The 8,985-nt window shown below is 72.2% G+C and carries 9 protein-coding genes; 5 read left to right on the forward strand and 4 right to left on the reverse strand.

The genetic code is table 11. The features are described from left to right. Nucleotides 1-28: 28 nt before the first annotated feature. Entirely contained in the window at nucleotides 29-883 is an 855-nt protein-coding gene (locus tag ACYVPE_RS23845; protein ID WP_461035732.1) for an SDR family NAD(P)-dependent oxidoreductase, read from the forward strand. 37 nt (nucleotides 884-920) lie between these two features. Then, nucleotides 921-1,349 carry an RDD family protein gene (locus ACYVPE_RS23850; protein ID WP_461035733.1) on the forward strand — a complete coding sequence of 143 codons (429 nt, stop codon included), beginning with the start codon at nucleotides 921-923 and terminating at the stop codon, nucleotides 1,347-1,349. A 90-nt stretch (nucleotides 1,350-1,439) separates the two neighbouring features. Here ACYVPE_RS23850 and ACYVPE_RS23855 read toward each other — a convergent pair whose 3' ends face one another. Further along, entirely contained in the window at nucleotides 1,440-1,646 is a 207-nt protein-coding gene (locus ACYVPE_RS23855; protein WP_132817355.1) for a cold-shock protein, read from the reverse strand. Between the two features lie 235 nt (nucleotides 1,647-1,881). Between ACYVPE_RS23855 and ACYVPE_RS23860 the strand changes: the two genes are divergently transcribed. The 3 genes from ACYVPE_RS23860 (at nucleotide 1,882) to mqnC (ending at nucleotide 5,533) form a co-directional block, all read left to right on the forward strand. Next, the gene (locus ACYVPE_RS23860; RefSeq protein WP_461035734.1) at nucleotides 1,882-2,733 is read left to right on the forward strand and encodes a menaquinone biosynthetic enzyme MqnA/MqnD family protein; all 852 of its coding nucleotides are present in this window, start codon (nucleotides 1,882-1,884) and stop codon (nucleotides 2,731-2,733) included. 22 nt (nucleotides 2,734-2,755) lie between these two features. Further along, on the forward strand, nucleotides 2,756-4,276 hold the full coding sequence (locus ACYVPE_RS23865) for a serine/threonine-protein kinase (protein WP_461035735.1): 1,521 nt from the start codon (nucleotides 2,756-2,758) through the stop codon (nucleotides 4,274-4,276). A 63-nt stretch (nucleotides 4,277-4,339) separates the two neighbouring features. Next, entirely contained in the window at nucleotides 4,340-5,533 is a 1,194-nt protein-coding gene (gene mqnC / locus ACYVPE_RS23870; protein ID WP_461035736.1) for a cyclic dehypoxanthinyl futalosine synthase, read from the forward strand. Nucleotides 5,534-5,536: 3 nt separating this feature from the next. Here the strand turns inward: mqnC and ACYVPE_RS23875 are convergent, their stop codons facing one another. The 3 genes from ACYVPE_RS23875 to ACYVPE_RS23885 are packed head-to-tail and all read right to left on the reverse strand — an operon-like array spanning nucleotide 5,537 to nucleotide 8,744. Then, a complete protein-coding gene (locus ACYVPE_RS23875; protein ID WP_461035737.1) occupies nucleotides 5,537-6,883 on the reverse strand; it encodes an ABC transporter substrate-binding protein in 1,347 nt (448 codons plus the stop codon). A 35-nt stretch (nucleotides 6,884-6,918) separates the two neighbouring features. Next, nucleotides 6,919-7,797, reverse strand: coding sequence for a carbohydrate ABC transporter permease (locus ACYVPE_RS23880; protein WP_461035738.1), 879 nt, complete (start codon nucleotides 7,795-7,797; stop codon nucleotides 6,919-6,921). Beyond that, nucleotides 7,794-8,744, reverse strand: a complete 951-nt coding sequence (locus tag ACYVPE_RS23885) for a carbohydrate ABC transporter permease (protein ID WP_461035739.1) — start codon at nucleotides 8,742-8,744, stop codon at nucleotides 7,794-7,796. The genes ACYVPE_RS23880 and ACYVPE_RS23885 overlap by 4 nt, the downstream gene beginning before the upstream one ends. Nucleotides 8,745-8,985: the final 241 nt, after the last annotated feature.

Here is an 8,985-nt window from a genome sequence, read left to right on the forward strand (position 1 = left end):
GCCACATTGAACTGATAAGTTCAACTTCATGAACCGATCATCCCAGGAAACCAGGCGGACCGTCATCGTCCAGGGCGGCACCGACGGCATCGGCAGGGAGCTGGCCCGCGCGCTGGTGGCGCGCGGCGACCGGGTCGTCGTCCTCGGCCGGGACCCGGCGCGCGGCGCCGAGTTCGAGCACTTCGTCCCGGCGGACCTCAGCCTGGTCGCCGAGAACCGGCGGGTGGTCGCCGAGCTCACCGCCCGCTTCCCCACGGTGGACGCGCTGGTGCTCTGCGCCCGGCACTTCCGCTCGTTCCGCCGCGAGACCGCGGACGGCTTCGAGGACACCTTCGCGCTCTTCTACCTGAGCCGCTTCCTGCTCTCCCACGGCCTGCTCGCCACGCTGGAGCGCTCGCCCGCCGCCGCCCCGGCGATCCTCAACGTGGCCGGGCCCGGCGCGCCCATGAACCTGGTCAACTGGGACGACCTCCAGTTCGCCGGCGGCTACGACGGCCAGGCCGCCCTCTTCCAGGGCGGCAAGCTCAACGACCTGCTGGGCGTCGACCTCGCGGCCGGCGGCCACCGGACCCGCCAGGTGCTGTACCACCCGGGCACCACCGCGACCGGCTTCTCCGGCGAGTACGACGCGGCCACCCGGGCACACATCGAGACCATGCGGCGGGCGGCCAAGCCCGCCGCCCCCGTCGCCCGCCAGTTGCTCACGCTGCTCGACGCGCCGCCCGCCGAGCCGTTGAGCGCGTTCGTGGAGCAGCGGCGGATCGGCGTCGACGGCAGCCTTTTCGACCCGGCGGCGGCCGCCCGGCTGCGCGCCCGCACCGACGAACTGCTGTCGCCGTTCCGTGACCCGACCGGAGAGGAACCGTCGGTGTCCGCCTCGTAGATTCACGGGCACCACACGACGAGACGGAGGACCCGACATGGCGCTGACACCGAAGAAGGCCGACGAGGGCTGGCTGGTGGCGGCCACGTTCACGGACCTGCTGCTGGCGCTGGGTGTCGGCCTCGTCGTCCTGTGGCGGACCGCGCCCGACCCGGACGGGTTAGTGGACCTGGCGCTGCCCCTCGGCTGCGCGCTGGCCGCGTCCTTCGTCAACCACGTGCTCGGCACGATGGTGTTCGGCGGCAGCCTCGGCAAACTGCTGTGGGGGCTGCGGGTGATCAGGGCGACCGACGGGCGGCGGCCCGGATTCTTTCGGGCGGTCGGCCGCTGGCTGGTCGGCTTCGCGCTGCTGGCACTGATGGTGGTGCTGCAGAACGGCGAGGGCGTGGGCCAGGCGTACGACGTGCGCACCGTGCGCCGGCGCGAGCTCCAGCGCTACGAGCGGCACGCCGCGGCCTCCGCCTGAGCGGCAGCCCGCCTGAGCCGCGGGCCGGAAACGGGAAACCCCCCGACCAGGCTGGGCGGGGGGCACCGTGGTGAAACCGAGGGTATGACCTCAGCCGGTCACCGAGACGTTCTCGGCCTGGGGACCCTTCGGACCCTGGGTCACGTCGAAGCTCACGACCTGGCTCTCCTCAAGAGAGCGGAAGCCGTTCGCGTTGATCGCGGAGTAGTGAACGAAGACATCGGGGCCGCCGCCATCCTGGGCGATGAAACCAAAGCCCTTCTCGGCGTTGAACCACTTGACGGTTCCGGTAGCCATATAAGCCCTCCCTGGGCCTAAAAAGGGTCGCCCTGCTCCAGAACCCACATGAAGCCTGAAAACGACGAAAGCCCGCGGTCACATGCTCCGCAGGCTCGTACTGCAAGGGAAACCAAACTGCAACTCGCGTCGAGCCTAGCACGCTGTGTGCACGGCTGGAAGGGCATGAATCACCCAAGAGGTGGACCTGTCCCTGACCGCTGGCTCGCACGTTCTCAGGCGTACCCTCCCAAGCGTGACTACACACCAGCGGCGCCGCCCCCGTGTCGGGCACATCCAGTTCCTCAACTGTCTTCCCCTCTACTGGGGCCTCGCCAGAACGGGGAGCGTGCTCCACTTCGAGCTCACCAAGGACACCCCGGAGAAGCTGGGCGAGCACCTGGTCGCCGACGAGCTCGACCTGGGCCCGGTCTCGCTGGTCGAGTACCTGCGGCACGCGGACGAGCTGGTCGCCCTGCCGGACATCGCGGTGGGCTGCGACGGCCCGGTGATGTCCTGCGTGATCGTCTCCCAGCGCCCGCTCGACCAGCTCGACGGGGCGCGCGTCGCGCTCGGCTCCACCTCCCGCACCTCCGTGCGCCTGGCGCGGCTCCTTCTCGCCGAGCGCTACGGCGTGCACCCCGAGTACTACACCTGCCCGCCCGACCTCGGCCTGATGATGCAGGAGGCGGACGCCGCCGTGCTGATCGGCGACGCCGCGCTGCGCGCCTCGCTGCACGACGCCCCCCGGCTCGGCCTGGAGGTCCACGACCTGGGGCGGATGTGGCACGAGTGGACGGGGCTGCCGTTCGTGTTCGCCATCTGGGGCGTGCGGCGCGACTACCTCCGCCGCGAGCCCGAGACGGTGCGCGAACTGCACCGCGCCTTCCTCGAGTCCCGCGACCTGTCGCTGACCGAGGTCACCAAGGTCGCCGAACAGGCCTCCCGCTGGGAGGACTTCGACGCCGAGACGCTGGAACGCTACTTCACCACCCTGGACTTCAGCCTGGGCGAACGCCAGCTGGCCGGGGTCGCCGAGTTCGCCCGCCGGATCGGCGAGTCCGACGCGGCCGAGCGCGTCGTCCTGCTGGACCCGGCGGACGGCTGAGCGGACCGGACCGGGGGGCGCCATGAGACCACTGGCCGACGACGACCCGTCGACGATAGGCGAGTACCGGCTGTTGCGCCGGCTCGGCCAGGGCGGCATGGGCCGGGTCTACCTGGGACGCAACGCCGGCCACCGGGCGGTGGCCGTCAAGCTGGTGCACCGGCAGTTCGCGGCCGACGAGGAGTTCCGGGCCAGGTTCGCCCGCGAGGTCGCCGCGGCCCGGCTGGCCGACGGCCCGTGGACCGTCCCCGTGCTGGACGCCGCCCCTGAGGCCGAGGTGCCCTGGGTCGCCACCGGCTACGTGGTCGGCCCCGACCTCGCCACCGCCGTCGCCCAGCACGGCCCGCAACCCGAGCCCACGGTCCGGGCGTTGGCCGCCGGCCTCGCCGAGGCGCTGCTCGCCGTGCACCGGCACGAGCTGGTGCACCGGGACGTCAAGCCGTCCAACGTGCTGCTCGCGGTCAACGGGCCCCGGCTGATCGACTTCGGCATCACCCGGGCCCTCGACGCCACCACCCACCTCACCGGCACCGGCATGGTGGTGGGCTCGCCCGGCTACATGGCGCCCGAACAGGTGACGGGCGGCCCCGTCACGCCGGCGACCGACGTCTTCGCCCTGGGCGCCGTGCTCGCCTTCGCGGCCAGCGGCCTGCCCGCGTTCCACGGCCACGCCCCGGCGCAGCTGATGTACCAGGTGGTGCACGAGGAGCCGGACCTGACCGAGGTGCCGGCGTGGCTGCGCGAGCCGGTCGCCGCCGCCCTGAGCAAGGCGGCCGCCGACCGGCCGACGCTGCCGGAACTGGCGGCGGCCTGCGGGGCCGGCGAAGGTGCCGCGGCCCTGGTGGCGGCCGGCTGGCTGTCGTCCGCGGTGCTCGCCGACATCAGCCGGCGCGCCGAGGAGCTGCTGGTCCTCGACGAGAACACCGGCCACGCCGCGGCGCGGACCGGCACCAGCACCGGCACCAGCACCGGCACCGGCACCGCCGCTCCCGGCATCCCCCAGCAGCCGACCGCCACCTCGGCCGTCACCACCGAGCCCGAGGCGCCACGGCCGCCGCGCGGCCGCACCCGGCACATCGCCGCGGGCGCCGTGGCCGCCGCGCTGCTCGGCGCCGCGGGCTTCGGCGGCTGGCTGCTGCTCACCGACGACGGCGATCCCGGCCCCGGCCCCGACCCGGCCACCGACGCGCTGCCGGCGAGCCTGGTCGGCGACTGGGAGGGGACGATCGCGACGGGCGGCCTGCCGATGGGCACCATCGCGCTCACCCTCGCCGAGGGTCGGGTCGGCGACGAGGTCGGCACCGCGACCAACACCGACCTCATCGGCATCGGCTCCTGCGTCGACCGCCTCACCCTGCGCGCCGTCGACGAGCGGCTGCTGGTGTTCGAGGCGCTGCTCGACGAGGAACTCTCCAACGGCTTCGGGCAGTGCGTCTCCGCCCCCTACCGGCTGGAGCTCGAGGTACTCGACGACGACTCGGTCCAGTACGTCAACACCGACGACCGCAGCCCCTTCGAGGGCACGCTCGACCGCCAGTCATGAGCGCCGCGGAGCGCTGGCGTACGCTGGAGCGGTCGTTTCGCCGCCGTCGAAGGGATATGCCCGATGGGCCAGCAGGCTGACCGCGCGACCGTGCTCGACCGTGCCGCGGGCGGTGGCCGGCTGACGCCGGAAGAGGCGCTCGACCTCTACCGCTTCGCGCCGCTGCACGCGCTGGGCTCCGCCGCCGACGCGGCGCGCCGCCGCCGTTACGCGGGCGTCGAGCACATCGCCACGTACATCATCGAGCGCAACATCAACTACACCAACGCCTGCGTGACGGCCTGCAAGTTCTGCGCCTTCTACGCGCCGCCCAAGAGCGACAAGGTGTGGACCCGCGACCTCGACGACATCCTGCGGCGCTGCGCCGAGACCGTCGAACTCGGCGGCACCCAGATCATGTTCCAGGGCGGCCACCACCCCGACTACGGCGTGGAGTACTACGAGCGGCACTTCCGCGCCATCAAGGACGCGTTCCCGCAGCTGGTGATCCACTCGCTCGGCGCCTCCGAGGTGGACCACATGGCGCGGATCTCCGGCGTCTCAGCCGAGGAGGCGATCAGCCGGATCCACGCGGCCGGGCTCGACTCGTTCGCCGGCGCCGGCGCCGAACTGCTGCCCGCCAGGCCGCGGCAGGCGATCGCGCCGCTGAAGGAGTCGGGCGAACGCTGGCTGGAGATCATGGAGACGGCACACCGGCTCGGCGTCGAGTCCACCTCGACGATGCTGATGGGCACCGGCGAGACCAACGCGGAGCGCATCGAGCACCTGCGGATGATCCGGGACTCGCAGGACCGCACCGGCGGCTTCCGGGCGTTCATCCCCTACCTCTACCAGCCGCAGAACAACCACCTGCGCGGCCGCACCCAGGCGACGATCTTCGAGTACCTGCGGATGCTCGCCATCGCCCGGCTCTTCCTGGACAACGTGGCGCACATCCAGGGCTCCTGGCTGACCACCGGCAAGGAGGCCGGGCAGCTGTCGCTGCACTACGGCGCCGACGACCTGGGCTCCGTGATGCTGGAGGAGAACGTGGTCTCCTCGGCCGGTGCCAAGCACCGCTCCAACCGGATGGAGCTGCTGCACCTGATCCGCGCCGCCGGCCGGGTGCCGGCGCAGCGCGCCACCACCTACGAGCACCTGGTGGTCCACGACGACCCGGCCAACGACCCGGTGGACGACCGGGTGGTCTCCCACCTGTCGTCCACCGCGATCGAGGGCGGCACGGCCCACCCCGAGCTGACCGTGCTCAGCTCCTGAGCCTCACTCCTCCTCCCGGAACAGCCGGTTGACCTCCTCGTTGGCCGCCACCAGCCGGTCCAGCGGGGCGCCGGAGAGCACCGCCTCCAGGGCCGGCGTCATGATGGCGTCGACGTCGGCGGCGTGGTCGGTGATGGGGAACAGGAACGTGGTGCCCTCCGACACCTGCCGGGTGAACGGCTCCACGTCGACGCCGTCCGCCGCGTAGGCGTCGCGGGCGCTCTCCCACGCCTCGGTGATCGCCGGGAAGACGACGCGGTGCTCGGCGACCACCCGCTGGCAGGCGGGCGAGGCCAGGTACGACACCCACTGCCACGCCGCCTCGGGGTCGTCGGTGCCACGGTGGATCGAGTCGGCCAGGCCGTTGAACATGCTGGCCCGCTGGCCGGTGGGGCCGATCGGGGTCGGCGCCATGCCGACGTCCAGGCCCTCGTAGCCGAGGAAGGTGCCGATCATCCAGCTGCCGTGGCTGACCATGGCGGCGTTGCCGGCGGCCAGTTGGTCGCTGGACTGGACGCCGGTCTGCGCCGCGAGCGACGGCATGTAGCCCTTGTCGATCAGCCCACGCCACCAGTCGACGGTCTCCAGGAAGGCGGGGTCGTCGAAGTTGAAGCGCTCGCCCCACGGGTTGGTGTCGGTGGCCTGCCAGCCGTTGGCGGCCGCGAAGAAGGACCACTGGGTCTGGCCGTAGTTGAAGCCGCCGTTCAGCTCCAGCCACAGGCCGTGGACGGCGACGTCGTCCGGGTCGAACCCCGGCTCGTCGCCGCGCACCCCGTTCGCGTCCACGGTGAGCCTGGCGACCAGGTCCTCGAAGGTGCCGCCGTCCTCCGGGTTCCAGGTGAGCTCGGCGAGCGACGCCTCGTCGACGCCGGCCTCGGCGAGCGCCGCCCGGTCGTAGAAGAGCCCCACGGTGTCCCAGTCCTTGGGCAGGCCGTAGCGGTGGCCGTCGCGGCCGACCCAGAGTTCGGCGAGGCCCGGCTCGTAGCCGTCGAGGGAGACGCCGTCCCGCTCGACGAACTCGTCGAGCGGCAGCAGCAGCCCGCGGCTGACCCACTCCGGGTACGTGGAGAGGTGGTCGGTGAAGACGTCGGGCGCGGACTCGGCGACGAAGCCGAGGGCGAGCGACGTCCAGTAGTCGTCCCAGCCGCGCTGCTCGATCACGATGTCGTACTCGGGGTTGGCGGCCTCGAACTCGTCGGCGCACCGCTGGTAGCCGGGCTGTTGGTTGGCGTCCCAGAGCCAGTAGGTGACGGTTCGCCGCCCGTCGCCACCACCTGGCGTGCCGCAGGCGGCGAGGGCGAGCGCCGTCGCCGCGGCGGCGGCGCACCGCACGCGTCGTCGAAGTCTCATGGCGTGCCTCCTTACGTGAGCCCTCACGTGAGCCCTCACTTGAGCCCGGTGTACTGGATGGCGTCGACGATCCGCCGGCCGAAGGCCAGCAGGATCAGCAGCGTGGGAACGGCGGCGACCAGGGCCGCGGCCATCAGCCCCGCCCAGTCGGGCCCGGTCTGCGGCGTCGAGGCGACGAACGCGCCGAGCGCCACCGTGAGCACCCGCACGCCCTCCTCCTGGCCGACGAGTTGCGGCCAGAAGTACTCGTTCCAGGCGTTGACGAAGGTGAGCACGGCGAGGGTGGCCAGCGGGGCGCCGCTCATCGGCAGGATGATCCGGAAGAAGATCCTGGCGTGCCCCGCGCCGTCGATCAGCGCCGCCTCCTCCACCTCGCGGCTGATGCCGAGGAAGAACTGCCGCAGGAAGAACACGGCGAACGGCGTCATCAGGAGGTAGGGCGCGACGATGCCGGCGTGCGTGTTGAGCAGCCCGAGCTCCTTGATCAGCACGAAGTTGGGCAGCAGCGTGAACACCGGCGGCACCAGCAGCGCGGAGAGGAACACCAGGAACACCCGGTCCCGGCCGGGCCAGCGCAGCCGGGCGAACGCGTAGGCGGCCATCGCGGCGCAGAAGACCTGGCCGACGGTGATGGTGGCGGAGACCAGCAGCGAGTTGCGCAGGTAGAGCCAGAAGCGGAGCGAGGCGCCCGAGCCGCCCTCGGCCTGCGCCTCGGCCGCGGTCGCGGTGCCGAGCACGCGCTCCAGCGGCCCCCAGGTGAAGTCCACCGGGAGCGGCGAGGCGGGCTCGCTGAACAGGCTCCGGTTGTCGGACAGCGCGGTGCGGAGCATCCACGCGAAGGGCGCGACGGTGACCAGCACGACGACCGTCACCACCGCCCAGGCGACGACGCGTCCCGGCCTCATGCGTCTCATGCGTCCGCCCCCTCGTTCGCGCGCAGCAGGCGCAGTTGGAGCAGCGCGAAGACGGCGAGGATCAGGCACAGCACCGCCGAGATGGCGGCGGCGTACCCGAAGTCGAAGCGGGTGAACGCCTGGTCGTAGATGTAGTACTGGACGACGCGGGTGGAGTCGACAGGACCGCCCTGGGTGGTGACGGCGACGGTGTCGAAGATCTGCCAGGACCCGATCATCGTCACCACCAGGACCAGCGCGAGCACGGGGCGCAGCAGGGGCAGCGTGATGCTGAGGAACACCCGCCGCTCGCCGGCGCCGTCGACCGCGGCCGCCTCGTAGACGTCGGGGCGGATCATCTGGAGGCCGGCGAGGATCAGCAGCGCGGTGTAGCCGAGGTGGCGCCAGACGTTGACGAGGGCGATGGTCGGGATCGCCCAGGCCGGATCCCCGAAGAACCCGACGCGGTCCGCGCCGAACCAGCTGACCACCTCGTTGAGGACGCCGAGGTGGTAGTCGGCCATCCAGTACCAGAGCAGCGCGACGACCACGTTGGAGACCAGGTAGGGCAGCAGCAGCACGCCGCGGACCAGGATGGACCCGGTGAGGCGGTGGATCACGACGGCGAGCAGCAGCGCGGCGACGATCTGCACGCCGATGTTGATCAGGACGTACTGCAGGGTGACGCGCAGCGAGTTCCAGAACACGTCGTCGGAGAGCAGCCGGCGGTAGTTGTCGAGCCCGGTGAACTCGGGCGCGGTGAGCAGGTCGTAGTCGGTGAGGCTGAGATAGAGGCCGCGGAGGGCGGGCCAGGCGTAGAAGGTGACGAAGCCGACCAGCGCCGGCGCGACGAACACGGCCGCGGCCAGGCCCTCCCGCCGTCTCCCCCGTCTCCGGCGGCCCGCCGCCGCCCCGCCGACCCGCTCCCGCCGTCCGCCCGCCGCGACTTCCTCGGTGCTGATGGCCATCGCCCACTCCCTCGTGAACGCGATCCCGAACAGAACGGCCTCCCCTCCGGGGAGAAGCCACCCCTCCCTTATCCCCGCCATCACGCCTCCCGCCTAGGTTCTGTCGTCGCGCAGCGACACCAGGGCGGGGCCGACCGCCGCGCGCGGCGCGCGGCGTGGCGGGGGCCCGGCCGGGGAAGGACCGCGCTGCGCGCGGCCGCGGTGGGGGCGGCGAAGCCGCCGGGGCGTACCGCGCTGCGCG

Source organism: Streptomyces mayteni, from assembly GCF_054783955.1.

Excerpts from the sequence above, each read along its gene's own strand:
- ACYVPE_RS23845 (WP_461035732.1), top strand. The coding sequence starts at position 29 with ATGAACCGATCATCCCAGGAAACCAGGCGGACCGTCATCGTCCAGGGC.
- ACYVPE_RS23885 (WP_461035739.1), bottom strand. The coding sequence starts at position 8,744 with ATGGCCATCAGCACCGAGGAAGTCGCGGCGGGCGGACGGCGGGAGCGG.
- ACYVPE_RS23880 (WP_461035738.1), bottom strand. The coding sequence starts at position 7,797 with ATGAGACGCATGAGGCCGGGACGCGTCGTCGCCTGGGCGGTGGTGACG.
- ACYVPE_RS23855 (WP_132817355.1), bottom strand. The coding sequence starts at position 1,646 with ATGGCTACCGGAACCGTCAAGTGGTTCAACGCCGAGAAGGGCTTTGGT.
- ACYVPE_RS23865 (WP_461035735.1), top strand. The coding sequence starts at position 2,756 with ATGAGACCACTGGCCGACGACGACCCGTCGACGATAGGCGAGTACCGG.
- ACYVPE_RS23875 (WP_461035737.1), bottom strand. The coding sequence starts at position 6,883 with ATGAGACTTCGACGACGCGTGCGGTGCGCCGCCGCCGCGGCGACGGCG.
- mqnC (WP_461035736.1), top strand. The coding sequence starts at position 4,340 with ATGGGCCAGCAGGCTGACCGCGCGACCGTGCTCGACCGTGCCGCGGGC.
- ACYVPE_RS23850 (WP_461035733.1), top strand. The coding sequence starts at position 921 with ATGGCGCTGACACCGAAGAAGGCCGACGAGGGCTGGCTGGTGGCGGCC.